Below are 24,799 nucleotides of genomic sequence, written 5' to 3' on the forward strand. Positions count from 1 at the left end.
CTGCGGCCGGGTGGCGCGCCCGCACCCGGCCGCGCCGGGTCCGCGCGCCGGTCAGACTGTGCCCGTGGCGAGCTCCCCGGCCCCTTCCCCGGCCCCCACCCCCGCAGCCGGGCGGGCCGCGGCGCGCGTGGTGGGGGTCGACCTGGCCCGGGCGGTGGCCATCGCCGGGATGATGGCGGTGCACGTGCTGCCGGAGTCGTCGACGGGGTGGCCCGGGCGGCTGTACGACCTCGCGGACGGACGCGCCTCGGGCCTGTTCGCGGTGCTGGCCGGGGTGTCGCTGGGGCTGTCGACGCGGCGCACCCCGCCGGGGGCGCGCCCGCGGGCGGCTGCCCGGCTGGGCGTGGCGGTGCGCGGGCTGCTGGTCGCACTGCTGGGCCTGGCGCTGGTGAGCGCCGGCAGCCGGATCGCGATCATCCTGCCGTACTACGGCGTGGCGTTCCTGCTCGTGCTGCCGGTGCTGTGGTGGCCGGCGCGGCGCCTGGCGGCGCTGGCGGCCGCGTGGCTGGTGGTGGGGCCGCTGGCCTCCTTCTGGGTGCGCGCCGCGCACGCGCTGGACGCCACGTACGAGCAGCCCACGCTGCTGGACCTGGCGCACCCGGCCGAGCTGCTGCGCACGCTGCTGCTGACGGGGTACTACCCGGTGATCGGCTGGACGGGGTACCTGCTGCTGGGCCTGGCGGTGGCCCGCGCCGGCCTGGCCGGGGCGCCGGCGGCGCTGCGGGTGCTGGGGGCGGGCCTGGCCCTGGCGGTGGGGGCGTGGACGACGAGCGCTCTGCTGCTGGGCCCGGGCGGCGGCCTGGTGCGGCTCGCGGAGCTGGGCGCGGCCCCGGGCACGCCGTGGTGGACGTTCCACGGCACGGTGCCGACGGCCTCGCCGTGGTTCCTGGCGGTGGCCGAACCGCACTCGGGCACGCCGCTGGACCTGCTGCACACCTCGGGCACGGCCCTGGTGGTGCTGGGCGCGGCACTGCTGCTGCCGGCGGTGGCCACGCGCTCCCTGGTGCCGGTGGCGGCCTTCGGGTCGATGCCCCTGTCGGTGTACACCGGGCACGTGCTGGCACTGGCGGCGGCCCCGGGGGACGCCCCGGCGCTGCTGGCGGCGCACGTGCTGGTGGGGGTGGCGCTGGCGACGGCGTGGCGGCTGGCAGCCGGGCGCGGCCCGCTGGAGGGCGCGCTGTCGGCGGCGGCGGGCGGCGCGGCGGGGCTGGTGGCGCCCGCCGCGCCGCGCTGACGCACCGGGACCCCGGGACCCCGGGACTCAGGGCTCCAGGGCCTCGGGGCCGCCCCACAGGCCGAGCTCCTCGACCGTCACGGCGCGGCCGGTGGCCAGCGAGGCGTTGCCGGCGATGCCCACGGCCACGGCGCGCACGCCGTCGGTGTAGTCGGCGGGGGTGCCCAGGGGGTCCTCGCCGGGCCCGACGAACACGTCGCGCAGCAGCTTCACGTCGCCGCCGCCGTGGCCGCCCTCCCCGTTCTCGATGGGCACCTCGCGGGCGGTGCCCCAGTGCTCCTGCACGAGCAGGCGCTCGGCGACGGGTCGCTCGTCACGCTCGTCGCGCGCCTCCGGCACGGCGCTGGGGTCCAGCCACGCCTCGGCGGTGACGGCGCCGCGCTCGACCACGCTGAGCTCGGCGCGCCCGGCGGTGCCGTTGACCGCGACGGTGTAGCCCTCCCACGGGGCGTGGGCGTTCAGGGAGTACGACATGGACGGCCCGCCGACGTAGTCGACGACGAGGGAGACGTTGTCCTCGATGTCGATGTCGCCGCTGAAGACGTCCTGGTCGCGCACGTACCCGTCGTGCTGCTCGTTGTCCAGGTACAGGTCCTTCAGCAGCTCATCGCTGCGCAGGTCCAGCTGGAAGGGGTCGCTCGCGTCGCCGCCGGTCCCGCGGGCCGGTCGCGGGCCCAGGCCCCGGGCGGCGGCGTTCTTGGGTCCGTAGAAGCGCAGGCCCCCGCTGGCGAAGACCCGCCGCGGCTCGTCGTCGATCCACCAGTTGACCAGGTCGAAGTGGTGGGAGGCCTTGTGCACGAGCAGGCCGCCGGAGTCGGCCTTGCGGCGGTGCCAGCGGCGGAAGTAGTCCGCGCCGTGCTTGGTGTCGAGCACCCACTCGAAGTGCACGGACGTGACGGTGCCGATGGCACCGGAGGAGATGACGCGCTTGAGGGCGGTGTTGCGCGGGGAGTACCGGTAGTTGAACGTCATGACCACCGAGCGGCCGCTGCGCCGCACGGCGTCGACGATGCGCCGGGCGCCGTCGGCGTCGGTGGTCAGGGGCTTCTCCACCACGACGTCCGCGCCGGCCAGCAGGGAGCGGGAGACGAGGTCGGCGTGGGTGTGGTCGGGCGAGGTGACCACGACGCGGTCCAGCCGCTGCTCGGCGATGACGCGCTCGAGGTCGTCGGGGTGGAACACCTGCGGCTCCGGCGCCCCGGCGGCCACCACCGCGGCGCGGTGGAACTGCGCGCGACCCGGGTTGGTGTCGCCGAGGGCGATCAGCGCGGCGTCGGCGGCGTGCGCCCCCGTCATCGCACCGACGTACATCCGGGCGCGCGAACCGCACCCCACGAGGCCGTACCGGCGCTGAACCATCGTCTCTCCTTCGAGCACGAGTCGTGAAAGCCTTTTCCCGCACCGAACCGTAGGCTCCGGGTCAACCGCCGTCAACGACGAGGAGCACCGGTGCCCGAGCAGACCGCCGCCCCCGCCCCGCAGGGCCTCGCCCCCACCCCGCCGATGGGCTGGAACAGCTGGGACTGCTTCGGCACCACCGTCACCGAGGCCGAGGTCCTCGCCAACGCCGACCACCTGGCCGAGCACCTGCTCCCGCACGGCTGGGACACCGTCGTGGTGGACATCCAGTGGTACGAGCCGGTGACGCAGTCCCACGGCTACCGGCCGGTGTCCGACCCCGTGCTCGACGCGCACGGGCGCCAGCTGCCCGCCCCCAACCGGTTCCCCTCCGCCGCGGGCGGGGCCGGGTTCGCACCGCTGGCCGCGGCCCTGCACGAGCGGGGGCTGAGGTTCGGGCTGCACGTCATGCGGGGGATCCCCCGCCGGGCCGTGGAGCTGGACCTGCCGGTGCTCGGCACGGACGCCACGGCCCGCGACATCGCGGTGCCCGGTGACGACTGCGCCTGGAACCCCGACAACGTCGGGGTGGACCTGGACCACCCCGCCGGGCAGGCCTGGTACGACGCGCAGGTCGCGCAGTTCGCCGCGTGGGGCGTGGACTACCTCAAGCTCGACGACGTCCTGCACCCTTACCACGACCGGGACGTCGCCGCCTACGCCGAGGCGATCCGGCGCAGCGGGCGCCCCGTCGTGCTGTCGCTGTCCCCCGGCCGGCGGCTGTCGCTGGCGCGCGCGGAGCACCTGCGCGCCCACGCGCAGGTGTGGCGCGTCAGCGACGACCTGTGGGACCGCTGGGAGGACGTGCGCGAGCAGTTCCAGCGCGCCGCGCGCTGGGCCCCCGGGCAGGGCCCCGGCGGCTGGGCGGACCTGGACATGCTCCCGCTGGGCCGCATCGGCATCCGCGCCGAACGCGGCGACGACCGTCTCAGCCGCCTGACGGACGACGAGCAGCGGACGCTGATGACCCTCTGGTGCATCGCCCGCTCACCCCTCATGTTCGGCGGGCACCTGCCGGACACCCCCGCCGGGACCCGCGCGCTGCTGACGAACGACGCGGTCCTGGAGGTGCTGCGCTCCAGCACGTACAACCGCGAGGTGGTCCGCGACGAGGACCTCGTGGTGTGGACGGCGCGGGCCGCGGAGGCGGGCACGTACGTGGCGGTGTTCTGGCTCGGAGAGGGGGCCAGCGGGCCGCTGCGCCTGAGCACGGGCGACCTCGGCGTCGCGGACGGACCGGTGCACGCCCGGGACCTCTGGTCCGGCGGGGAACTGCCCTGCACCGCCGGCACGCTGGAGCTGCAGGTCCCCGCCCACGGCGCGGCCCTGCTGCTGCTGTCGCCGGCCGGCTGAGGGCGCCACCCCGAGCGCGGGCCCGGGCGGCGCCCGGGCTCACACCAGGCCGTGCGCGTGCATCGCCTCCGCGACGCGGACGAAGCCGGCGATGTTGGCGCCCGCGACGAGGTCGCCGGGCGTGCCGTACTCGTCGGCGGCCTGCGCGCAGCGGGCGTGGATGTCGTGCATGATCTGCTCCAGCCGCGCCTCGGTGTGCTCGAACGTCCAGCTGTCGCGGGACGCGTTCTGCTGCATCTCCAGCGCGGACGTGGCCACGCCGCCGGCGTTGGCGGCCTTGCCCGGGCCGAAGGCCGTGCCCGCCTGCCGGAACACCTCCAGCGCCTCGGGGGTCGAGGGCATGTTGGCCCCTTCCGACACGGCGATGCACCCGTTGCGCACCAGCCGCGCCGCCGCGTCCGCGTCCAGCTCGTTCTGGGTGGCCGAGGGGATCGCGACGTGGCAGGGCACGTCCCAGACCGAGCCGCCGGCGACGTGGCGGGCGGAGGCGACGCGCTCGGCGTAGTCGCTCAGGCGGCCCCGCTCGACCTCCTTCACCTGCTGCAGCACCTGCAGGTCCAGGCCGCCCTCGTCGACGACGTAGCCGCCCGAGTCCGAGCAGGCGATCACCTTCGCGCCCAGCTGCGTCGCCTTCTCCACGGCGTACAGGGCGACGTTCCCCGAGCCCGAGACGACCACGGTCCGCCCCTCCAGGGAGGTCCCCCGGGCGGTGAGCATCTCGGAGGCGAAGAACGTGGCGCCGTACCCGGTCGCCTCCGTGCGCACCCGCGCCCCGCCCCAGGTCAGGCCCTTGCCGGTGAGGACGCCCGACTCGTAGCGGTTGGTGATGCGCTTGTACTGGCCGAACAGGTACCCGATCTCCCGGGCCCCCACGCCGATGTCGCCCGCCGGCACGTCGGTGTGCTCGCCCAGGTGCCGGTACAGCTCCGTCATGAACGACTGGCAGAACCGCATGACCTCGGCGTCGGAACGGCCCTTGGGGTCGAAGTCCGCACCCCCCTTGCCGCCGCCGATGGGCATGCCGGTGAGGGCGTTCTTGAAGATCTGCTCGAAGCCGAGGAACTTCACGATGCCCAGGTAGACGGAGGGGTGGAAGCGCAGCCCGCCCTTGTAGGGGCCGAGGGCGGAGTTGAACTCCACCCGGAAACCTCGGTTGATCTGCACCTCGCCGCGGTCGTCGGTCCACGGCACCCGGAAGATGATCTGGCGCTCGGGTTCGCAGATCCGCTCGATGGTCTTCAGGTCGGTGTACTCCGGGTGGCGCGCGAGGACGGGAGCCAGCGACTCGAGGACCTCGCGCACGGCCTGGTGGAACTCCCCCTCGGCGGGGTTGCGCCGGACGACGTCCTCGTAGACGGCCTCGACGTTCGACGGGACTGCATGGTCCACCACGGCGTTCCTCTCCTTGCGACGGTGCGGAAGAGCTCCCCGGGACGCACCCGGTGGGCCGTTGGCAGCGTAACGGCCGGGTGATGGGCCCGGGCGGTCTCAGGCGGCGGTGAAGGAGCGGGTGAAGTGCTCCGCAGCGACACGCTGGGCGTCCTCGGCCTCGTCGAGGACGGCGGCGGCGCCGAAGAACTCGTGCATGACGCCGTCGTAGTGGCGGGTGGCGACCTCCACGCCCGCCTCCTGCAGGTGGCGGGCGAACTCCTGGCCCTGGCTGCGCAGCACGTCGCGCTCGCCGGTGACGACGAGGGTGGGTGGCATCGACCGCAGCCGCTCGGCGGGCAGGCCGAGCAGGTCGATGCGCGGGTCCCGGGCAGCGTCGGGGCGGCCGGCGAAGGCGTGCATCGCCATCCAGCTCAGCAGCGCCCGGTTCAGCGGGCGCCCGTCGGCGGCGTCGGCCATGGACTCCCCGAACTGCTCGGCCGTCGTCAGCGGGTAGACGCAGACCTGCGCCAGGGGCAGCTGCTCGCCCGCCTCGGCGAGCTGCAGCACCGTGGCCGGCGCCATGTTCCCGCCGACGGACTCCCCACCGATGCCGGTGCGCGCGGGGTCACCGCCGAAGGTGGTCGCGTTGGCGACGACCCACCGGTAGGCGGCGAGCACGTCGTCGTGGGAGGCGGGGAAGGGCGCCTCCGGGGCGCGGCGGTAGTCCGGCGAGACGACGATGGCGCCGGCCTTGTTCGCCAGGCCCCGGCAGGAGGCGTCGTAGGTGTCGATGTCGAACAGCACCCACCCGCCGCCGTGGATCCAGACGATGACGGGCAACGGGCCGGGCCCGGCGTCGGCGGGGGTGTAGACGCGCAGGGTCTGCTCGCCGCCGGCGCCGTCGGGGATCCGCAGGTCCTCCACCGAGCCCACCGGTTCGGGGCCCTCCAGGCCGCGCTCGGCCGCGACCTCCTTGACCGCGTCGTCGGGGCCGGGCTGCTCGCGGGCCCGCTCGGGGGTGAGGGTCTGCAGCGGCAGCGGGCCCAGGGAGGAGTGCGCGTCGACGATCGCCTGCGCCTGCGGGGTGAGCAGGCCGGAGGCGTCGGTGGCCATCTCCTTCCTCCTCCCGGACAGCGTGTCGCGCACCTGGTCCAGCGGGCGCGCGAGCACGCCGGCGATCCGCTCGGCGACACCCTCGCTGGGCGCGTGCGGGTGCGGACGCGTGGGTGCCTGCCGCTTGGCGGCGAGGAACCTCCCCCCCAGCTCGGCCATGCGCTCCGCACCGGCCTTCGATCGGAACTCCGGCAGCTCCTCCTGCTCCTCGTCGTCGACGTGGTGGCGCGTGACCCGGATGAGCTCCGCGAGCGCGCGCTCGAACTCCTCCTGCCCCGGTTCGGTCCGGCCCAGGGTGACGAGCAGCTCCTTGATCTCCTGGTGCTCGTGCTCGGCGTCGTCGTGCTCGTCGGTCATCCCGATCTCCGGCCAGATCGGGTACAGCACGGTCTCCTCGGCGAAGGCGTGCAGGGCCAGCTCGAAGCTGACCTGGTCCACGAGGACCCGGCGGTTCCCCCGCCCGGCCTCGAGGTGCTGGAACAACCGTTCGACGATCGCGTGGTCGTCGGCGATGAGGTGGTCGACGTCGCCGGCCTGGGTCTCGTAGTTCAGGGGCACGTTCACTCCTGCTCCGTGAGCGGGACGGACCGCACCACGAGCGGCGCGGTCCCGCGTCACCCTGCCCGTACCCCGACGTCGCCGTCTCACACCCGGTCGGCGCCCGCCCCTCGCTCCGGGACGAGGAACGCGCGAGCCGGGGCGCCGTCGGCTCCGGGCACCAGCAGCGGCAGGCACGTGAACGAGTACGCGCCCGGCGCCACGCCGCGCAGGTCCAGCGCCTCCACGACCACGACGCCGGCGCGCAGCAGCGCCTCGTGGGCGGGCGCCGGGTCGTCGAAGGGGGCGATCGAGAGGTAGTCGATGCCGACGAGCCGCACGCCGCGCTCCACGAGCGCGGCGGCGCCGTCACCGGTCAGCGCGGGGAACTGCTCGCTGAAGCCCGGGCCGTCCCACAGCGCACCGCCGCGGGTGCGCAGCAGGACACGCTCCGTGCCGTCGGGGAACCGGAGGTCCCGGACGGCGGTGGCGTCGAGGTGCCCGGTGGGCCCGGTGGCGTCGACGACCTCGCACGGGCCGACGAGGACGTCCAGCGGCACCGTCTCGATGCCACCGGCGCCCTCCAGGAAGTGCACGGGCGCGTCGACGTGGGTGCCGCAGTGCGCCGAGCAGGACAGCCTCGAGACGTTGGCGCCCTCCGCGGCGAGGGACTGGTGGCGCTCGACGACGAGCTCGGTGTCGCCCGGGTACAGGGGGACCCTGCCGGGTACCAGCGGCACGCTCACGTCGATCGGGGTGCGGTCCACGCCGGCCTCCTCCTCGGCGGGGACGGAGCCGCCGCGGTTCGGCGGTGCCCACCGCGGGTAAGCCTCCCGCATGGCTGAGAAGAGGGGGAAGAAGGAGAACCCCGACCCCGAGGACCTGCCGAGCACCATCGCCCGCTCGGACGCGAAGGCGCAGCGCACCTACGCGAAGACGCTCGAGCACGCCGAGGACGAGTACGGCGACGGCCGGCGCGCCCACCGGACGGCCTACGCCGCCTTGAAGCACACCCACGAGAAGGTCGGCGACCGCTGGGAGCCGAAGGGCCGCAAGGGTCCCTCGGACGCGCAGGCGCGAGGCGGACGGGACACCGACCGCGAGACCGCCGGCGGGGTGGACGCCAACGCCACCGAGGAACACCTCCTGGACGTCGCCCGGCGCCTGGACGTCCACGGACGCTCGTCGATGGGCAAGGGTGAACTGGTGGACGCGATCCGCAGGGCCAACGACCGCGAGACGCGGAAGTCGCGCGAGGAGGACTGACCCGGCACAGCCGCCCACGCGCATGATCCGGCCGCCGGCGGGTACTCCTCGTGCACGAGCCACACCGGTACCGATCAGTGGAGGAGGGGTTGTCGTGGGTCTGCTCTCCGGCGTCCTCAAGGGCGCAGTCGTGCAGAAGATCGTCAGCCGGCTCGCGGGTGGCGGCAAGCGCCGCCCCTGAGCTGACCTGGTGGGCGGCGGGTGGATGGATCCCCACCCGCCGCCCTTCCGTGCGTCCGGGCGGGAACGCGCAGGCGCCGCCGCCCGTCGATCACCGTGAGGGCCGGCCGTCGGCCCCGGGAGGAGGGACGACATGGCGCTGCGCAATCTCATGGCCCGCTTCGGCGCGGGGGCCGCATCGGTGGACACGGTGCTAGACCGCGACGTCGCCCAGCCCGGCGGCACCGTCAGCGGCCGGGTCGTCGTGGTCGGCGGGTCCGTGGCTCAGGACGTCGAGGAGGTCGTCGTCGGGCTGCAGGCGCGCGTGGAGGTGGAGAGCGGCGACTCCGAGTGGCGCGAGGACGTCGTCTTCGGCCGCACCCGCGTCGGTGCGGGGTTCACCACGGTGCCGGGCGAGCGCGCCGAGATGCCGTTCTCGCTGCAGCTGCCGTGGCAGACGCCCGTGACGGCGATCGGCGGCTGGCACCTGCGCGGCGTGCACGTGGGCGTCGTCACGAAGCTGGTCATCGCCGGCGCCGTGGACCCCGGCGACCTGGACGCCGTGACCGTCGCCCCGCTGCCGGTGCAGCAGGCGGTCGTCGAGGCGCTGGGTTCCCTGGGGTGGCGGTTCAAGCACGCCGACGTGGAGAAGGGGCGCGTGCGCGGTTCGGACCTGCCGTTCTACCAGGAGCTGGAGTTCGCCCCGCCCGCGAGCGCGCGCAGGGTCAACGAGCTGGAGGTGACGTTCCTGGCCGACCCGCAGGGGGTGGACGTGGTGCTCGAGGCGGACCGCCGCGGCGGCCTCCTCACCGAGGGCCGCGACGTGGTCAGCCGCCTGCGCCTGTCGCACGCGGACACCGACCGTGCCCGGGTCGCCGGCGCGCTGGACCGGGCGGTGCGGGAGCTGGGTGCGCGGCGCGGCTGGGGCTGGTGAGCGGCTGAACGGCCGGGGAGCCGGAGACGGCGACGGCCGGCCCCGCGGCCGGGAGGTCGCGGGCCGGCCGTGGGCGCGGGGGCGTCAGGCGCTGACGACCACCGGCACGATCATGGGGCGCCGGCGGTGCTTCTGGCTCACCCAGCTGCCCACGGTGCGGCGCACGATCTGCTGCAGCTGGTAGGTGTCGACCGCCCCGGTGGACGCCTCGTTCAGGGCGGCCTCCACCTTGGCCTTGATGCCGCTGAACCGCTCGTCACCGTCGCCGATGAAGCCGCGGGCGTTGAACTCCGGGCCGGAGACGACCTTGCCGGTGACGGAGTCCACGGCGACGAAGATGGAGATGAACCCCTCCTCGCCCAGGATGCGCCGGTCCTTCAGGTCCGCCTCGGTGATCTCCCCGACGCTGGAGCCGTCGACGTACACGTACCCCACCGGCACAGCGCCGGTGATGCTGGCCTCGCCGTCCACGAGGTCGACGACGACACCGTCCTCGGCGATGACGACCCGCTCGCGCGGCACGCCCGTCTTGATCGCCAGTTCGGCGTTGGCGACCATGTGGCGGTACTCGCCGTGCACCGGCATGACGTTGCGCGGCTTGAGGACGTTGTAGCAGTAGAGCAGCTCCCCCGCGCTGGCGTGGCCGGAGACGTGGATCTTCGCGCTCTGCTGGTGCACCACGTTGGCGCCGAGGCGGATCAGGCCGTTGATCACGCGGAACACCGCGTTCTCGTTGCCCGGGATGAGCGAGCTGGCCATGACGATCGTGTCGCCGGCGCTGATCGAGATGCGGTGGTCCCGGTTGGCCATGCGCGAGAGCGCCGCCATGGGCTCGCCCTGCGAGCCGGTGCACATGAGGACCACGCGGTCGTCGGGCAGGTCGTCGACCTGCTTGAGGTCGATGAGGACCCCCGGCGGCACCTGCAGGTAGCCGAGGTCGGCGGCGATGCCCATGTTGCGCACCATCGAGCGGCCCACGAAGGCGACCCTGCGCCCGTGGGCGTCCGCGGCGTTGAGCACCTGCTGCACGCGGTGCACGTGGCTGGAGAACGAGGCGACGACGATGCGCCGCTCGGCGCGGCCGAACAGCTGTTCCAGCACCGGGCCGATGTCGCGCTCGGGCGCGGTGAAGCCGGGCACCTCGGCGTTGGTGGAGTCCACGCAGAACAGGTCCACGCCCTCGTCACCAAGCCGCGCGAAGGCGTTGAGGTCGGTGATGCGCCCGTCCAGCGGCAGCTGGTCCATCTTGAAGTCGCCGGTGTGCAGGACCAGGCCCGCGTCGGTGCGGATCGCGACCGCGAGCGCGTCGGGGATGGAGTGGTTCACCGCGATGAACTCGCAGGAGAACGGCCCGAGCTGCTCGGTCTGCCCCTCCTTCACCCCCAGGGTGTAGGGGCGGATCCGCTGCTCCTTGAGCTTGGCCTCGACCAGCGCCAGCGTCAGCTGCGAGCCGACGAGCGGGATGTCGGCGCGCATGCGCAGCAGGTAGGGGACGGCGCCGATGTGGTCCTCGTGGCCGTGGGTCAGGACCACGGCCACGATGTCGTCGAGGCGGTCGGCGATGGGCTCGAAGTCCGGCAGGATCAGGTCGACGCCGGGCTGGTGCTCCTCGGGGAACAGCACGCCGCAGTCGACGACCAGCAGCTTGCCGCGGTGTTCGAACACCGTCATGTTGCGCCCGACCTCGCCCAGGCCGCCGAGGCCGACGACGCGCAGGGCGCCGTCGGGCAGGGGCGGCGGGGCGGACAGCTCGGGGTGCGGGTGGCTCATGCGGCTCCTCCTGCGACCGGGGCGGTCGCGACCGTGGGGTGGGTGGACCAGGTGTCGGTGGGGCCGGGCAGCAGCCCGGCGGCGGTGAGGTCGGCGGCGATGGCGCCGACCTCCTCCTCGGTGGCCGCCAGCAGCGGCGGGCGCACCGCGCGGTGCGGCAGCGCACCGGTCAGCTCCAGGGCGGCCTTCACGGCGACGACGCCCTGGGTGCGGTTCATGATCCCGCGCACGGCGGGCAGCAGGCGCGCGTGCAGGGTGCGCGCCGTGAGCAGGTCGCCGGAGTCGACGGCGCGCACCATCTGCGCGTACTGCTCCCCGGCGACGTGGGCGACGACGCTGACCACGCCGGAGGCGCCGTGCGCCAGCAGCGCGAGGTTCAGGGCGTCCTCGCCGGAGTAGTACGCCAGGTCGGTGCGGGCCAGGACCCAGGAGGTCGCCACGAGGTCGCCCTTGGCGTCCTTGACCGCCACGACGCGCTCGTGGGCGGCCAGGCGCACCAGGGTCTCGGTCTCGATCGGCACCCCGGAGCGGCCGGGGATGTCGTAAAGCATCACCGGCAGCGCGGTGGCGTCGGCCACGGCGCGGAAGTGGTGCTCCAGCGCCGCCTGCGGGGGCTTGGAGTAGTAGGGCGTGACGACGAGCAGCCCGTGCGCACCGGCCTTCTCCGCGGCCTGCGCCAGCTCCACGGTGTGGGCGGTGTCGTTGGTGCCCACACCGGCCAGGACGTGCGCGCGGTCCCCGACGGCCTCCAGGACCGAGCGCAGCAGGCGGTCCTTCTCCGCGTCGGAGGTGGTGGGCGACTCGCCCGTGGTGCCGCTGACGACCAGGCCGTCGTGCCCCTCGGCGACGAGCCGCTCGGCGAGTGCCGCGGCGCCGTCGGCGTCCAGGGCCCCGGAGGTCGTGAAGGGCGTGACCATCGCGGACAGCACCGCCCCGAACGGGCGGGGAGGGTGCGCGGCCGTGGCGGTGGGCATGCAGGGAGGTTACCGCCGAGCGCCGACGCGCCCGGGCCCGGAGGCCACCGGGGCCGCGCGGCACCCGGCGGGAGGGTGCGGCGGGAGCGGCGCGGGGCGGGGCGGACGTGCGAGGACCCGGTCGCTGCCCGCTCGGGGGTCCGGGCAGCGACCGGGTCCGGGGGTGTCATCGCCGCCGGCGGGCCGGGCGTTACACCCGCGGGCCGTCGATCCGCACGCGCACGCCGGCGCCGTCGGCGCTCGCGCGCACGTGGGACAGCAGGTCCACGACGGCGTCGGCCTCCAGCGGCCCGGTGGGGTGGGTGGTGCGCACGGCGAGCGTGGCGCAGCCCGCGGCGCGCGCCGCGGCGAGGCCGGCGGGGGCGTCCTCCACCACGAGGCAGTCGGCGGGGTCCACGCCCAGGCGGCGCGCGCCGAGCACGAAGCACTCCGGGTCGGGCTTGCCGCGGGTGACGTCGTCGTAGGTGACCAGGACGGCGGGCTCGGGCAGGCCGGCGGCGTGCCGGCGGGCGTCGGCCAGGGGCCGGCTGCAGGAGGTGACCACGGCCCAGCGGCCGGCGGGCACGGCGGCCAGCAACTGCGGCACGCCGGGCAGCTGCACGACGCCGTCGACGTCGGCGACCTCCAGCTCGGTGATGCGCGCGGCGGCCTGCTCGGCGAGCCGGGCGCCGACGAGGTCGCGCACGATCTCCGCGGCCGGTCGGCCGTGGCCGTGGGCGGCCACCAGCGCCTCGGCGGTGATGCCGTGCTCGGTGGCCCACGTCGTCCAGCAGCGGGCGATCGCGGCGGTGGAGTCCACGAGGGTGCCGTCCATGTCGAAGAGCACGGCGGCGAAGGGGCGGTCGGGCAGGCTCACCGTGGCACCCTACGGGCCACCCCTGCGAGCTGACCCGCGCCGCTCGCGGACGCGGCCCTGACCCGTCCGGGGGGCGCACCGGCCCGTTCGGGCCCCGCGGCGCGGGCGCACGTGCCAGGGTGCGGGGGGTGCCGGGAGCGTCGGGGGACGCGCAGGACGTGGGGACGCAGGAGGACGTGGGGGGACGTGGGGACCATGGGGATCGCGGGGACGGCGCCGGGGACCGGGGCGGTGGCGGGGGTCGGCGCTCCGGCCGGCACCCACGAGCTGAGGACCTCGATCGCCACGGTGTGCCTGGCGGGCGCGCTGGAGGAGAAGCTGCGCGCGGTGGCCGCGGCCGGCTTCGACGCGGTCGAGGTGTTCGAGCCGGACCTGCTGGCCAGCCCCGAGCGCCCGGCGGCGCTGCGCCGGCGGGTGGAGGACCTGGGGCTGTCGGTGTCGCTGTTCCAGCCGTTCCGCGACGTCGACGACGTCGACCCGGCGGCGGTGGCGCGCAGCGCGCACAGGCTGCACCGCAAGTGCGAGGTGGCCCTGGAGCTGGGCACCGACCTGGTCCTGGTGTGCTCGGCGGTGCACCCCGGCGCGGTGCGCGACGACGCGCTGCTGGCCGAGCAGCTGCACGCCGCGGCGGAGGTGGCCGCCTCGCACGGGGTGCGGCTGGCCTACGAGGCGCTGGCCTGGGGCGCGCACGTGTCGGACTACCGGCACGCGGCCCGCCTCGTCGCCGCCGCCGACCACCCGTCGCTGGGCAACTGCCTGGACTCGTTCCACGTGCTCTCGCGCGGCGACGACCCGGCGGACATCGCCTCGATCCCCGCTGAGCAGGTGTTCTTCTACCAGATCGCCGACGCGCCGCGGCTGTCGATGGACGTGCTCCCGCTGAGCCGGCACCACCGCTGCTTCCCCGGACAGGGCGAGTTCGACCTGGAGCGCTTCCACGCCGCGGTGGTCGGCAGCGGCTACCGCGGCCCGGTGTCGCTGGAGGTGTTCAACGACCTCGCCCGGCAGGCGGACCCCACGGCCACGGCCGTCGACGCGATGCGTTCGCTGCGCCACCTGCGCGACCGCACCTTCCGGCACCGTCCCGGCCTGCCGCCCGCCTCACCCCCGCCGTCGCTGCCCCGGCCGCCGACCGTGCGCACGTGGGCGTTCACCGAGGTGTCCTCCTCCCCCGGGACGTCGGGCCCGGTGACCGAACTGCTGACGCAGCTGGGTTTCTCGTGCACCGGGCAGCACCGCAGCGGCCCGCTGCAGCTGTGGTCGAACGGCGACGCGCGGGTGGTGCTCAACCAGCGGCACGACGACGTGCGAGCACGCATCTCCGCGCTGGGCCTGGCGACGGGCGGTGTGAGCGGCGGGGCGCGCGCACTGCACGAGCGGGCCCGCACGCTGCTGGCCCCGGTCGTGGACCGGGCCGTGGGCCCCGGCGAGGCCGAGATCCCCTCGGTGCTCGCCCCGGACGGCACGTGGGTGCAGTTCTGCGACGACGTCCCGGGCGGCGGCGGGTGGCTGGCGGACTTCACGCCCTGCTCCCCGGCGGGTTCGCCGGAGGGGGACCCGGTGCGAGCGGTCCCGCTGGACGGGGTGGACCACGTCGCGCTGCCGCAGCCGTTCGCGGGTTTCGAGGCGGCCACCCTGTTCCTGGCGTCGGTGCTGGGCCTGGAGGCCGACCCGGTGTCGGTGGTGCCGGGGCCGGCCGGCCTGGTGCGCACCCGGACCCTCGGCTCCCCGGGCGGGCGGGTGCGCATCGCGCTCACCGTGGCGCCGACCGCCTCGATGCTGCGCGGCCGGCCGGCGGCGGCCGGGCACGTCGCGTTCGCCACCGCCGACGCGCTGGCGGCGGCGCGGGCGTTCCGCGGCAACGGGGGCGCGGTGCTGCCCGTGCCGGGCAACTACTACGACGACCTCGAAGCGCGCTACGGGCTCGAGGAGGAGTTCCTCGGGCAACTGCGGGAGAACCACGTGATGTACGACCGCGACGCCGACGGGGAGCTGCTGCACTTCTGCACCCGCTCGGTGAGCCGGGAACTGTTCGTGGAGGTCCTCCAGCGCGTCGGCGGGTACCGCGGGTACGGCGCGGCCAACGTGCCGGTGCGGCTGGCGGCGCAGGGCGCGCCTCCGGCCTGACGGGACGGGCGGGGCCCGCTCTCAGGGCAGCAGCACGACGCGCCCGTGCCGGCCGGGCCGCTCGGCGGCGGTGACCGCGGCGCGCACGTCGGACAGCGGGTAGGCGCCGGCGATCGGCACGTGCAGGCGGCCGTCGGCGACGAGCTGGGCGAGCTCGGCCAGGACCTCCGCGCGGCGGCTGGCGGTGGGCGCGGACTCCCCGCCGAACTCCACGGCGGCCTCCACGTCCAGCGTGGACAGCGCGCGCGGGGCGCCCACACCCAGCGCGCCCGCCAGGGCCGGCAGGTCCGCCCCGGTCGTGTCGACGAGGGCGTCCACCCGGGGGGTGCGGGCCAGCACCCGGCGGGCCAGCTCCCCCGGGTCCGCTGCGGGTTCCACGGCGTCCGAGCCGTGGGCGTGCAGCCAGTCGTGGTGCCCCGCCTCGGCGACGCCCACGACGCCCGCCCCGCACAGGCGGGCCAGCTGCACGGCGAAGGACCCCACGTCGGTGGTGGCACCGTGCACGACCACCACGTCGCCGTCGCGCACCCCGACCGCGCACACGCAGGCGTGCGCGGCGACCCCGGCGACGTACAGGGCCCCGGCGGCCTCCCACGGCAGCCCGGCGGGCTTGCGGACCACGTGGGCCGCGGGGACGACGACGGCCTCGGCGTGCGCGTCGTGCCGCGCGCTCCAGCCCAGGACCTCCTCCCCCACGGCGAAGCCGGCGCCGGGACCCGTGGCCGTGACGACGCCGGCGAACTCCGCGCCCTCGCCGCCGGGGAACGCGGTGGGGTACAGCTCGGCGAGGGCCCCCTCCCGGGCGGCGGACTCGCCCGCGGTCAGGCCCGCGGCGCGCACCGTGACCCGCACCTGCCCGGGGCCGGGATCGGGGTCGGGCACGTCGACGACGTGCAGGACGTCGGGACCACCGAACCGCTCGAAGCGCACCGCTCTGGTCACGACGCCCACCCGATCCCCTCGTCCGCCCGCCGGACCGGCCAGCCGGTCACGGCTGAGGTTGTCGCGGATCCCGCCGCCGGGCAAGCCCGCGGCGCGCCGGACCGTGGGCGTCCTCAGGCGCCCTGGACCAGCGGTGCTGCGCGAGCAGGTCGGCGACGGCGCCGGTGCGGACAACGACGGGACCGGGGCCCACGACGGTGCCGTGCCCGGGGTCGGCGGGCCCGTGGGTCGTGAGCGGTTCGCGCAGCGGGGCGAGGACGTGGTCGGGGGTCCGCCCGGAGTGCTGGTCGATCACGTCTCCCCTAGGGTCGCCGGTGTCGAACCGCACCCGGTCCACCGCGTGACCGCTCACTCCGCACACCGGGCGAGCACGGGCCGGGCACCGGCGGACCGGGCGAGCGGGACCACCGAGCAGTCGAGCACGGAGGAACGCATGCGCGTCGGGTACAAGCTGGCGACCGAGGCCTTCGGCCCCAAGGAGATCATCCGGCAGGCCGTCGAGGCGGAACGGGCCGGTTACGACTTCGTGGAGATGAGCGACCACTACCACCCCTGGCTCGACGTGCAGGGCCACTCGGGTTTCACCTGGAGCCTGCTGGCGGCCATCGCCGCGAAGACCGAGCGGATCGGCCTGGTCACCGGCGTGACCTGCCCGTCGGTGCGCTACCACCCGGCGATCATCGCGCAGGCCGCCGCGACGATGGCCATCATCTCCGACGGCCGCTTCACCCTCGGTGTGGGCGCCGGTGAGCGGCTGAACGAGCACGTCGTCGGCCGGGGTTTCCCCGCCGTCGCCGAGCGCCACGAGCGGTTCCGCGAGGCGCTGGAGATCATCCGGCTGCTGTGGCAGGGCGGGTACCGCACCTACGAGGGCAAGCACCTGCGGCTCGAGGACGCGCGCGTGTTCGACCTGCCCGAGGAACTGCCCGTCATCGCCGTCGCCGCCAGCGGCAAGGCGTCGGCGCGGATCGCCGCGGAACTGGGCGACGGGTTGTTCGCCACCGAGCCGAAGGGCGACATGGTCGCCAGCTGGAAGGAGCACGGTGGTGGCGGCCCCGCGTACGCGGAGGTCCCGATGGCCTGGGCGCCGGACGAGCGCAGCGCGGTCGACGCGGTGCTGGAGAAGAGCCGGTGGGCGGTGACCGGCTGGAAGGTGATGTCCGAGCTGCCGAACCCGGTGAACTTCGACGCGGCCACGCAGACGGTCACCGCGGAGCACGTGCGGGCGCAGTTCGCGGTCGGCCCGGAGGTGGGCGGCTACCTGAGCAACGCGCAGCAGTACGTCGACGCCGGGTTCGACCACATCGTCACCCAGAACGCCGGCCCGGACCCCGACGGCTTCCTGGAGTTCTTCGCGAACGAGCTGGCCGCCCCGCTGCGGCGCCTCACGCCCTCCGCGTGAGCGGTGGCCCACCGCACGACGCGGTGCGGCGGGCCCCGCCCGCAGCGGGCCGTCAGCGGCCCCGGGTCCTGCCGCGGCGCAGGCGCAGGGTGATGACGACCAGGTCGACGACGGCCACGACGGCCAGCCCCAGCAGCACGATGCCGGGGCCCTTGCTCCCGCCGGGCGGCTCGTCCGCCGTCAGCCACAGCACGGCGAACACACCGCAGACGACGGCCCCGAAGGCCGCCAGCAGCAGGCGCAGGGTCAGCGGTGACCGGGCGGTGCGCGGCTCGTCGCCGGTGCGCCCGCGCGGCTGCCCCGGCGGGACCGACGGGTCGGCCGGGCGGCTGGTCCGGTGACGGCGCTCGTCAGGGCTCATGCGTGATCCGTACCCCCCGGGCGGTGGGCCATGCGCGCTGGTCCCGCACCTTTCCGCGCGCACACCCCTTGCCTGTACGCAAGCACCCGGGTGCACCGATCGGTGCGTGCCCCGACTCCGACCCCGACCCCGCCCCCGCCCCCGAGGGGGTGCCCGTGCCACCGACCCGGCTCACCGCCGACTCGCGGACCGCTCCGACCACCGCACCCGCGAGCGCCGCCGCGCCCCTCCCCCGCGGGCGGTGCGGCCGTGGACGCCCGCGAGGCGCTGCTGGGCGACTGGCACGCCGCGGTGCTCCTGGCGGTCTTCGAGGCGAGGGGCGGTCCCGGTGCTCGCCGCCCCGCCGCAGCCGGGCTCCCCGAGCGGTGGCGGCGACGGCGCGAGAGGCTGCCCACGGCACCGCAGCACACCGACGAGAGGAGTACCGGTGGCCCTCATCGAGGACTACGGGTTGATCGGCGACCTGCAGACGGCGGCCCTGGTGGGCCGCGACGGCTCCATCGACTGGCTGTGCCTGCCCCGCTTCGACTCCCCCGCGTGCTTCGCGGCGCTGCTGGGCGACGAGGACGCCGGGCGCTGGCGCATCGCCCCCACCGGGGCCGGGGACTGCACCCGGCGCCGCTACCGCGGCGACGCGCTGGTGCTGGAGAGCGAGTGGGACACCCCCGAGGGCACCGTGCGGGTGGTCGACCTGATGCCCCCGCGCGGGCAGGCCCCTGACGTGGTGCGCATCGTCGAGGGCGTCCGCGGACGGGTACCGGTCTCGATGGACCTGCGGCTGCGCTTCGACCACGGCAGCGTCGTGCCCTGGGTGCAGCGCACCGCGGACGGGGTGCGCGCGGTCGCCGGCCCCGACGCCGCTCACCTGCACACCCCCGTGCCCCTGCACGGGAAGGGTCTGGCCACCTGCGCCGAGTTCACGGTCGGGCCCGGCGACCGGGTGCCGTTCGTGCTGACGCACACGCCGTCGTGGACCGGCGAGCCCGAGCCGGTGGACGCGCAGGAGGCCCTGGCTGGGACCGAGTCGTACTGGCGCGAGTGGCTGGACCGCTTCCGCTACGACCCGCGCGCGCTGAGCGGGGAGCCGGACACCGCCGGCCGGTGGACCGCTGCGGTGCGCCGGTCCCTGGTCCTGCTGAAGGCGCTGACGTACGCGCCCACCGGTGGCATCGTCGCCGCGGCCACCACCTCGCTGCCCGAGCAGATCGGGGGCACCCGGAACTGGGACTACCGGTTCACCTGGCTGCGCGACGCGACGTTCACCCTCCAGGCCCTGCTGGGGACCGGCTTCGTCGACGAGGCGAAGGCGTGGCGGGAGTGGCTCCTGCGGGCCGTGGCCGGCGACCCCGCGAAGCTGCAGATCATGTACGGCATCGACGGCACCCGGCGGCTCACCGAGCTGGAACTGCCCTGGCTGAGCGGGTACGAGGGCTCCGGGCCGGTGCGCGTGGGCAACGCCGCCGCCGACCAGCTCCAGCTCGACGTGTGGGGCGAGGTGCTCGACGGGCTGCACGTGGCGCGCAGCGCCGGCCTGGAACCGGACGAGACGGCCTGGGACCTGCAGAAGGCGCTGCTGGACCACCTGGAGGGCAACTGGCGGGCGCCGGACAACGGGTTGTGGGAGGTCCGGGGGCCGCGGCGGCACTTCGTGCACTCCAAGGTGCTGGCGTGGGCGGGGGTCGACCGCGGCGTGCAGGCCGTGGAGAGGTTCGGCCTGGACGGCCCCGTGGACACCTGGCGACGGGTGCGCGACGAGATCCACGCCGAGGTGTGCCAGCAGGGGTTCGACGCCGCACGGGGCACGTTCACCCAGTCCTACGGCTCGCACGGCCTGGACGCGGCGACCCTGCTCATCCCCGAGGTCGGTTTCCTGCCGTGGGACGACCCCCGCGTGGTGGGCACCGTCGACGCGGTCCAGCGCGAACTGGAGCGGGACGGGTTCCTGCTGCGCTACGACACCGGCGCGGACGGCGGCGACGGGCTGGCCGGTGAGGAGGGCACCTTCCTGATCTGCACCTTCTGGCTCGCCGACGCCCTGCACGGCACGGGACGGCGCGAGGAGGCCCGCCGGCTGTTCGAGCGGCTGCTGGACCTGCGCAACGACCTCGGCCTGCTCAGCGAGGAGTACGACCCCGTCGCGCGCCGGCACCTGGGCAACACCCCCCAGGCGTTCAGCCTCGTCGGCCTGGTGAACACCGCCCGCCACCTCGGCGGCAGCCACCCGGCCGACCTGGGACCGTCCGGGCGCGACACCCCCGCCCCGCGCGGCGGCAGCGCCGAACGGGGAACCGCGCAGGGCTGAGCACCGGGCGGCCCGGCAGCGGCCCGGTGGCGGCCGGGTACGCCGGGCAGCAGGATCGACGTCCTGCGAAGGTCACGTCGGCACAGGAGGTCCCGCGCCGGGCGCGGGGCCCGCACCACGATGGGAGTTCCCGTGAGCAGCACCTCGCCCACCGCTCGCCCCGACGAGGACGGGACGCACGGCCGCCGGCGCCGCCGCGCCGCGCTGGCGGCGTTCCTGCTCGTCCCGCTGGCGATCGCGGGGTGCACCGACGGCGGCGGGTCCGAGACGCCGACCGGCACGAGCGCCGCCGCCGGCGCGTCCGCGGACACGTCCGCCGGCTCGTCGGCGGGCTCGCCGGCGGGCTCGCCGGCGGAGACCCTGCAGGAGTCGTACCAGCAGGTGATCAGGGACGTCCTGCCGTCCGTGGTGGAGATCCGCACCACGAACGGCCTGGGCAGCGGTGTCGTGCTCGACGCGGACGGCAACATCGTCACCAACTCCCACGTCGTGGGGTCCGCCACGGAGTTCCAGGTGCAGTTCGCGAACTCCGCGACCTCCTACCCCGCGACCCTGGTGGGCACATACCCGCAGAACGACCTCGCGGTGATCCGGGTGGAGGGCGCACCCGACCTTCAGCCGGCGACGCTGGCCGACTCCGACGCCGTGGAGGTGGGCACCCTCGTGCTGGCCATGGGCAACCCGCTGGGGCTCTCCAGCAGCGTCAGCGACGGCATCGTCTCGGCCACCGGCCGCACCGTCTCCGAGCCGCCGAGCGAGGCCGCACCGGCGGGAGCCACGCTGCCGGGGACGATCCAGACCTCCGCGGCCATCAACCCCGGCAACAGCGGCGGTGCGCTGGTGAACATGCAGGGTGAGGTCATCGGCATCCCGACGCTGGCCGCCACGAGCCCGGCCGGTGGGGGTGGCGCCGCCCCCGGCATCGGCTTCGCCATCCCCTCCAACACCGTCAAGAACGTCGCTCCGCAGCTCATCGAGGACGGCGAGGTGACCGACACCGACCGTGCCGCCCTGGGCGTCACGGTGACCACGGTCGCGGACTCCTCCGGCCAGGCGGCCGGTGTGGGTGTCGTGGGAGTGGAACCGGGTGGTGCCGCCGAGGCGGCCGGGCTGCGCGAGGGCGACGTCATCACCGCCCTCAACGGTCAGCGGGTGAGCAGCACCGCGGAACTGTCGGCGCTGCTGGCGGACCTCGAGGTGGGGGAGACGGCCGAGGTGACGGTCCAGCGCGGCGGCGAGGAGCAGACGTTCCAGGTCGAGCTCGGCGAGCTGGCCGTGGCCGGCTGAGGGCCCGGCCTCCGGGGCCCGGGGCGGCCGCACCCGGGCGGGTGCGGCCACCCCGGTCCGATCACCCGTTCTCGCTCAGGAGGTGGTGCCGGCCGCAGCGCCCGGACGGGCGGCGCGCACGTCCTCCCGGACGCTGGCGAGCGTCTCCTCGGGCAGCAGGGAGCCGACGCGCTTGATCTCCTCCAGGCCGGCGACCGCCAGGGCCGCCGCTCCACCGCCGTAGAGCAGGGTGGCCAGGAACGCGGCACCGGGCGCGGGCAGCACCTTGCCGAAGGTCCGCACGACGAACGCGGCGGACGTCCCGGCGGCCAGCGCCCCCAGGACCGCGGCACCACCCAGCAGTGCGGCGCCCTTCGACGCCTCCTTCGCCTTGGCGAGCATCTCCTGCTGGCCGCGCCGGACCTCTGCGCGGACGAGTTCAGCGGTGTCGGAGGTCAGCTCGTCGACGAGCTGACCGGCGGTGCGGTTGGGCTGGTCGGTCATGGGTTCCCTCTCCTCGTGCTCCTCCCGCGGGCCGCGGCGGGCCAGAGCCCGGGACGGCCCGTCCCCTGACCGGCACCGTACGCGGTCACCCGCGCCGCCGCCGCTGGAGACGGCCGGGTCCGGTGGCGTGAGCGCTGCTCGTACCGGGATGCGCGCGACCCGACCTCGAACAGGACCGCGTCCGCCGTGTCCGGGCTCACCGTCCCGGTGCGGCGGGCCCACCGCTCGAGGTCCCCTCCCGGCACCGGACGTCGCCCGTCACCGCGCGCATGGGCGTCGGCGGCGAGGGTAGTGGGGGGTGGTGGCCGACCGGCCGGCCGCCCACGCACGAGCTGAGCGCACGACCCGATCACCACGCCCCAGGAGGAGAACCGTGAAGGCTGTCGTCTACCGCGGCCCGAAGACCGTCACCGTCGAGGACGTCCCCGACGCCCGCGTGGAGAACCCCACCGACGCCGTCGTGCGCATCACCACGACGAACGTCTGCGGCTCGGACCTGCACATGTACGAGGGGCGCACCCCCGTGGAGGAGGGCAAGGTCCTCGGCCACGAGAACATGGGGGTCGTCGAGGCCGTCGGTGCCGGCGTGGAGCGGATCGAGGTCGGTGACCGCGTCTCGGTACCGTTCAACATCGCTTGCGGGACCTGCCGGAACTGCGTGCACGGCTGGACCTCGTTCTGCCTCCGGGTGAACCCCACCGAAGGCGTGGACGGCGCCGCGTACGGCTACGCCAACATGGGCCCCTACGACGGCGGCCAGGCGGAGTTCCTGCGGGTGCCGTTCGCGGACTTCAACCTGCTGGGACTGCCGGAGGGCACCGAGCACGAGAACGACTTCACGATGCTGTCCGACGTGTTCCCCACCGGCTGGCACGGCGTGGAACTGTCGGGGATGGTGCCCGGCGAGGACGTGGCGGTGTTCGGCGCCGGCCCGGTGGGGCTGATGGCGGCGCACAGCGCGCTCATCAAGGGCGCGGCGCGCGTGTTCGTCGTCGACGAGGAGAAGGACCGTCTCGCGCTGGCGGAGAGCATCGGCGCGATCGGCGTGGACTTCTCCACCGCCGACCCCGTCGAGCAGATCATGGAGCAGACCCGGGGTCGCGGCACCGACCGGGGTGTGGAGGCCGTCGGGTACCAGGCGCACGACCCCTCCGGCGACGAGCACCCCGAACTGGTGCTGGACAACCTCGTCAAGGTGGTGCGCAGCACCGGCGGCATCGGAGTCGTGGGCGTGTACGTGCCGCAGGACCCGGGTGCGGCGACGGAGGGCGCCCAGCAGGGCCGCATCGGCTGGGACTACGGCACCTTCTTCACCAAGGGTCTCTCCATGGGCACGGGCCAGGCACCCGTCATGCGTTACAACCGCCAGCTGCGCGACCTCATCATCGCCGGGCGGGCGAACCCGTCGTTCATCGTCTCGCACGAGCTGAGCCTCGACCAGGCACCCGAGGGGTACGCGCGGTTCGACGCCCGCGAGGAGGGCTGGACCAAGGTGCTCCTGCACCCGGGACAGGGTTCCTGACCGAACGGGTCCGCGACCGAGCGCCGCGGCGCGGCGTCGCCCCCCGACGCGCTCGGCAGCGCCGGTCGTGGTCTCGCGGGCCGTTCCGGCCGCGGGCCTCCCCCCGACCGGGTTCCTCAGCGGCGCCGGGGGTCACCCGGCCGGACGACCGCCCCGGACCGCCCCTCAGGGCCCTCCGGGGCGGTCGTCCGGCCCCGCCCCGGGGACGTCGGTGAGCGCCGAACCGTCCCCCAGCTTCGAGGCCGGGACGACGCTGAGCGTCCCGTCCCCCTCGAGGACGACGGCGGCGACGCCCGCCAGGTCCCCGCTGCCGCTGGCACGCACCGCCTGCCGCAGGTCGCTCAGGGTCACCCGCTGGTCCCGCAGGGCGGCCTCGTCCACCACGCCGTGCGAGAGCAGCAGCGTCGGGCGGGCCGTCACCGCGCTGCGCCCCCGCGGCAGGCGGCTCGTCGTCCATGCCACGGCGAACTGCAGGGCCGCGAGCAGCGCGAGCGCCACCGCCCCCTCCGACCACGACACGTCCGAGCTGAGCAGGACGGTCGCCAGGGTGGACCCCAGGGCGACCGTCACCACCAGGTCGAAGGCGTTGAGCTTGGCCAGGGTCCGTTTGCCGGAGAAGCGCAGGACGAGCACGACGGTGACGTACGCGGAGGCCCCGACGGCCAGGACGCGCACCAGGTCGGACCAGGAGTCGAACCACATGCCCGCTCCCCTACCCGTTCCACGGCGCCGTCACCGGGAACCGCGCAGCCGTCACAGCGGTCCCGGCCCGGGGCCCGCCGGCCACGGTCGCCCGGCGTACCCCGGCGCCCAGAACGGTGCGTAGCCGTAGTAGCCGTAGAGGGCCTCGTAGTACTCCGACTGGTCGGTCAGCTCCGGGTCGTAGGGTGGCGAACCCGCCACCCGCTGGCGGCTCTGGTCGATGCGCACCTCCTCCCCGGTGATGGCGACGACCGCCTCCACCGGCACCAGGACGACCTCCGCCCCGATGCCGAGGATCCCGCCGTGCTCGACGCGCAGCATGCGCACCTGCTCGTCGGCGCGGTCCACGATCAGGTCGTCCACGGTGCCGAGGTCCGATCCGTCGGCGTCGCGGACGGTTCGCCCGCGCACGTCCTGCGCCGGGTCCGCCACCGTCCTGCCGGTGTCGCTCAGCCGCGTCAGCACGCCTGCCGGGTGCTCGGCCACGTCCGTCCTCCTGTCCGGGCTGGCGCGCCCGCCCCCTCGGGTGCTCTCGTCCCCCACCCCGTACCCGCCGGCTGAACCGTCCCGCGGACCTGCGGGCGCTGGGCGCTCCTCCTAGTCTCGGGGGGGGGGGGGGGGGGGGGGGGGGGGGGGGGGGGGGGGGGGGGGGGGGGGGGGGGGGGGGGCGGGGGGAGGTGTGTCTGCCTGAAGAATAAATTTATAC

General features: G+C 75.3%; 21 protein-coding genes. 9 read left to right on the forward strand and 12 right to left on the reverse strand.

Annotation, left to right across the window (positions count from 1 at the left end):
- The first annotated feature begins 64 nt into the window (after positions 1–64).
- Positions 65–1,234: a heparan-alpha-glucosaminide N-acetyltransferase domain-containing protein gene (locus ACRYR8_RS11470; protein WP_432484678.1), complete on the forward strand. Its 1,170-nt coding sequence runs from the start codon at positions 65–67 to the stop codon at positions 1,232–1,234.
- 27 nt (positions 1,235–1,261) lie between these two features.
- Here ACRYR8_RS11470 and ACRYR8_RS11475 read toward each other — a convergent pair whose 3' ends face one another.
- A complete protein-coding gene (locus tag ACRYR8_RS11475; RefSeq protein ID WP_432484679.1) occupies positions 1,262–2,593 on the reverse strand; it encodes a Gfo/Idh/MocA family protein in 1,332 nt (443 codons plus the stop codon).
- A gap of 144 nt (positions 2,594–2,737) precedes the next feature.
- Here ACRYR8_RS11475 and ACRYR8_RS11480 point away from each other — a divergent pair, with 144 nt between their 5' ends.
- The gene (locus tag ACRYR8_RS11480; RefSeq protein ID WP_432484701.1) at positions 2,738–3,985 is read left to right on the forward strand and encodes a glycoside hydrolase family 27 protein; all 1,248 of its coding nucleotides are present in this window, start codon (positions 2,738–2,740) and stop codon (positions 3,983–3,985) included.
- A gap of 39 nt (positions 3,986–4,024) precedes the next feature.
- Here the strand turns inward: ACRYR8_RS11480 and gdhA are convergent, their stop codons facing one another.
- The 3 genes from gdhA to ACRYR8_RS11495 form a co-directional block, all read right to left on the reverse strand.
- Positions 4,025–5,374, reverse strand: a complete 1,350-nt coding sequence (gdhA, locus tag ACRYR8_RS11485) for an NADP-specific glutamate dehydrogenase (RefSeq protein WP_432484680.1) — start codon at positions 5,372–5,374, stop codon at positions 4,025–4,027.
- A 99-nt stretch (positions 5,375–5,473) separates the two neighbouring features.
- Positions 5,474–7,027 (reverse strand): alpha/beta hydrolase fold domain-containing protein, encoded by a 1,554-nt coding sequence (locus tag ACRYR8_RS11490; RefSeq protein ID WP_432484681.1) that lies wholly within the window; start codon positions 7,025–7,027, stop codon positions 5,474–5,476.
- A gap of 86 nt (positions 7,028–7,113) precedes the next feature.
- Positions 7,114–7,773: a cyclase family protein gene (locus tag ACRYR8_RS11495; RefSeq protein WP_432484682.1), complete on the reverse strand. Its 660-nt coding sequence runs from the start codon at positions 7,771–7,773 to the stop codon at positions 7,114–7,116.
- A 70-nt stretch (positions 7,774–7,843) separates the two neighbouring features.
- Here ACRYR8_RS11495 and ACRYR8_RS11500 point away from each other — a divergent pair, with 70 nt between their 5' ends.
- On the forward strand, positions 7,844–8,272 hold the full coding sequence (locus ACRYR8_RS11500; protein ID WP_432484683.1) for a ChaB family protein: 429 nt from the start codon (positions 7,844–7,846) through the stop codon (positions 8,270–8,272).
- Between the two features lie 313 nt (positions 8,273–8,585).
- A complete protein-coding gene (locus ACRYR8_RS11505) occupies positions 8,586–9,365 on the forward strand; it encodes a sporulation protein (RefSeq protein WP_432484684.1) in 780 nt (259 codons plus the stop codon).
- An 84-nt stretch (positions 9,366–9,449) separates the two neighbouring features.
- Here the strand turns inward: ACRYR8_RS11505 and ACRYR8_RS11510 are convergent, their stop codons facing one another.
- The 3 genes from ACRYR8_RS11510 to ACRYR8_RS11520 all read right to left on the reverse strand — a co-directional run bounded on the left by ACRYR8_RS11510 (position 9,450) and on the right by ACRYR8_RS11520 (position 12,965).
- The gene (locus ACRYR8_RS11510) at positions 9,450–11,135 is read right to left on the reverse strand and encodes a ribonuclease J (protein WP_432484685.1); all 1,686 of its coding nucleotides are present in this window, start codon (positions 11,133–11,135) and stop codon (positions 9,450–9,452) included.
- The gene (gene dapA / locus ACRYR8_RS11515) at positions 11,132–12,109 is read right to left on the reverse strand and encodes a 4-hydroxy-tetrahydrodipicolinate synthase (protein WP_432484686.1); all 978 of its coding nucleotides are present in this window, start codon (positions 12,107–12,109) and stop codon (positions 11,132–11,134) included. Before dapA ends, ACRYR8_RS11510 begins: the two co-directional genes overlap by 4 nt.
- A gap of 190 nt (positions 12,110–12,299) precedes the next feature.
- Positions 12,300–12,965 carry an HAD-IA family hydrolase gene (locus ACRYR8_RS11520; protein WP_432484687.1) on the reverse strand — a complete coding sequence of 222 codons (666 nt, stop codon included), beginning with the start codon at positions 12,963–12,965 and terminating at the stop codon, positions 12,300–12,302.
- 195 nt (positions 12,966–13,160) lie between these two features.
- On the opposite strand from ACRYR8_RS11520, the gene ACRYR8_RS11525 reads away from it, so the two are divergent.
- The gene (locus ACRYR8_RS11525; RefSeq protein WP_432484702.1) at positions 13,161–15,092 is read left to right on the forward strand and encodes a sugar phosphate isomerase/epimerase and 4-hydroxyphenylpyruvate domain-containing protein; all 1,932 of its coding nucleotides are present in this window, start codon (positions 13,161–13,163) and stop codon (positions 15,090–15,092) included.
- 21 nt (positions 15,093–15,113) lie between these two features.
- Here the strand turns inward: ACRYR8_RS11525 and ACRYR8_RS11530 are convergent, their stop codons facing one another.
- A complete protein-coding gene (locus ACRYR8_RS11530; RefSeq protein ID WP_432484688.1) occupies positions 15,114–16,034 on the reverse strand; it encodes an NADP-dependent oxidoreductase in 921 nt (306 codons plus the stop codon).
- A 433-nt stretch (positions 16,035–16,467) separates the two neighbouring features.
- Between ACRYR8_RS11530 and ACRYR8_RS11535 the strand changes: the two genes are divergently transcribed.
- Positions 16,468–17,436: a TIGR03557 family F420-dependent LLM class oxidoreductase gene (locus ACRYR8_RS11535; protein ID WP_432484689.1), complete on the forward strand. Its 969-nt coding sequence runs from the start codon at positions 16,468–16,470 to the stop codon at positions 17,434–17,436.
- Positions 17,437–17,488: 52 nt separating this feature from the next.
- Here the strand turns inward: ACRYR8_RS11535 and ACRYR8_RS11540 are convergent, their stop codons facing one another.
- Positions 17,489–17,797, reverse strand: a complete 309-nt coding sequence (locus tag ACRYR8_RS11540; RefSeq protein WP_432484690.1) for a DUF6343 family protein — start codon at positions 17,795–17,797, stop codon at positions 17,489–17,491.
- A gap of 427 nt (positions 17,798–18,224) precedes the next feature.
- Between ACRYR8_RS11540 and ACRYR8_RS11545 the strand changes: the two genes are divergently transcribed.
- Both ACRYR8_RS11545 and ACRYR8_RS11550 read left to right on the forward strand, forming a co-directional pair.
- Positions 18,225–20,099, forward strand: coding sequence for a glycoside hydrolase family 15 protein (locus tag ACRYR8_RS11545; protein ID WP_432484691.1), 1,875 nt, complete (start codon positions 18,225–18,227; stop codon positions 20,097–20,099).
- Between the two features lie 132 nt (positions 20,100–20,231).
- Positions 20,232–21,386, forward strand: coding sequence for a S1C family serine protease (locus ACRYR8_RS11550; RefSeq protein WP_432484693.1), 1,155 nt, complete (start codon positions 20,232–20,234; stop codon positions 21,384–21,386).
- Positions 21,387–21,461: 75 nt separating this feature from the next.
- Here ACRYR8_RS11550 and ACRYR8_RS11555 read toward each other — a convergent pair whose 3' ends face one another.
- Complete coding sequence (locus ACRYR8_RS11555) at positions 21,462–21,869, reverse strand: phage holin family protein (RefSeq protein WP_432484694.1); 408 nt, start codon at positions 21,867–21,869, stop codon at positions 21,462–21,464.
- 373 nt (positions 21,870–22,242) lie between these two features.
- Between ACRYR8_RS11555 and ACRYR8_RS11560 the strand changes: the two genes are divergently transcribed.
- A complete protein-coding gene (locus ACRYR8_RS11560) occupies positions 22,243–23,391 on the forward strand; it encodes a glutathione-independent formaldehyde dehydrogenase (protein WP_432484695.1) in 1,149 nt (382 codons plus the stop codon).
- Positions 23,392–23,556: 165 nt separating this feature from the next.
- Here ACRYR8_RS11560 and ACRYR8_RS11565 read toward each other — a convergent pair whose 3' ends face one another.
- Positions 23,557–24,093: a DUF421 domain-containing protein gene (locus ACRYR8_RS11565; RefSeq protein WP_432484697.1), complete on the reverse strand. Its 537-nt coding sequence runs from the start codon at positions 24,091–24,093 to the stop codon at positions 23,557–23,559.
- A gap of 51 nt (positions 24,094–24,144) precedes the next feature.
- The gene (locus tag ACRYR8_RS11570) at positions 24,145–24,579 is read right to left on the reverse strand and encodes a PRC-barrel domain-containing protein (RefSeq protein ID WP_432484698.1); all 435 of its coding nucleotides are present in this window, start codon (positions 24,577–24,579) and stop codon (positions 24,145–24,147) included.
- Between the last annotated feature and the right edge of the window lie 220 nt (positions 24,580–24,799).

It is taken from the genome of Kineococcus esterisolvens (assembly GCF_050871405.1).
Taxonomy (GTDB): Bacteria; Actinomycetota; Actinomycetes; order Actinomycetales; family Kineococcaceae; genus Kineococcus.

What these genes read in the sequence shown, in the direction of transcription:
- ACRYR8_RS11475 (WP_432484679.1), bottom strand. Translation starts at nt 2,593, where the DNA reads ATGGTTCAGCGCCGGTACGGCCTCGTGGGGTGCGGTTCGCGCGCCCGG.
- ACRYR8_RS11480 (WP_432484701.1), top strand. Translation starts at nt 2,738, where the DNA reads ATGGGCTGGAACAGCTGGGACTGCTTCGGCACCACCGTCACCGAGGCC.
- ACRYR8_RS11500 (WP_432484683.1), top strand. Translation starts at nt 7,844, where the DNA reads ATGGCTGAGAAGAGGGGGAAGAAGGAGAACCCCGACCCCGAGGACCTG.
- ACRYR8_RS11505 (WP_432484684.1), top strand. Translation starts at nt 8,586, where the DNA reads ATGGCGCTGCGCAATCTCATGGCCCGCTTCGGCGCGGGGGCCGCATCG.
- ACRYR8_RS11510 (WP_432484685.1), bottom strand. Translation starts at nt 11,135, where the DNA reads ATGAGCCACCCGCACCCCGAGCTGTCCGCCCCGCCGCCCCTGCCCGAC.
- dapA (WP_432484686.1), bottom strand. Translation starts at nt 12,109, where the DNA reads ATGCCCACCGCCACGGCCGCGCACCCTCCCCGCCCGTTCGGGGCGGTG.
- ACRYR8_RS11525 (WP_432484702.1), top strand. Translation starts at nt 13,161, where the DNA reads ATGGGGATCGCGGGGACGGCGCCGGGGACCGGGGCGGTGGCGGGGGTC.
- ACRYR8_RS11535 (WP_432484689.1), top strand. Translation starts at nt 16,468, where the DNA reads ATGCGCGTCGGGTACAAGCTGGCGACCGAGGCCTTCGGCCCCAAGGAG.
- ACRYR8_RS11540 (WP_432484690.1), bottom strand. Translation starts at nt 17,797, where the DNA reads ATGAGCCCTGACGAGCGCCGTCACCGGACCAGCCGCCCGGCCGACCCG.
- ACRYR8_RS11555 (WP_432484694.1), bottom strand. Translation starts at nt 21,869, where the DNA reads ATGACCGACCAGCCCAACCGCACCGCCGGTCAGCTCGTCGACGAGCTG.
- ACRYR8_RS11565 (WP_432484697.1), bottom strand. Translation starts at nt 24,093, where the DNA reads ATGTGGTTCGACTCCTGGTCCGACCTGGTGCGCGTCCTGGCCGTCGGG.